Origin of the sequence: Pseudoflavonifractor phocaeensis (assembly GCF_021531815.1) — a bacterium.
Taxonomy (GTDB): domain Bacteria; phylum Bacillota; class Clostridia; order Oscillospirales; family Oscillospiraceae; genus Lawsonibacter; species Lawsonibacter phocaeensis_A.
In genome coordinates this window covers 1-358 of sequence record NZ_JADYUM010000042.1, presented here as the reverse complement: position 1 = coordinate 358, position 358 = coordinate 1, and the positions used below count along the sequence as shown (strand labels likewise).

Sequence of the window (358 nt, the reverse complement as noted above, 5' to 3'; positions counted from 1 at the left end):
CCCTCACCCCCAACGGCAAGGTGGACGAGGCCCGTCTGCCCCGCCCCGACCTGACCGCCGACGACCACGCCCTGCCCGAAACCAGGACCCAGGAGACCCTGCTGGCCATTTTCCGCCGGGTGCTGGGCCGTCCCGGCCTGGGGGTGGACAGCGACTACTTCCTCTTCGGCGGCAACTCCCTCAACGCCATGGAGGCCCTCAGTGAGATCGGCGAGGCCACCGGCCGCGCCCTCCGGGTGGCCGACCTGTACACCTGCCGCAGCGTACGGCGGCTGTCCGCCCTGCTGGACCGGGAGGGTGGCGAAGCCCTGCCCGCCGCCGCCCATCTAGCCCCCGCGCCCCATCAGGAGCGCTGGCC

At 73.5% G+C, this 358-nt stretch carries 1 protein-coding gene; it reads left to right on the top strand.

What is annotated here, in order from left to right:
- The coding region (locus tag I6E42_RS12650; protein ID WP_235372370.1) for a phosphopantetheine-binding protein at positions 1-358 on the top strand (358 nt) is incomplete at both ends.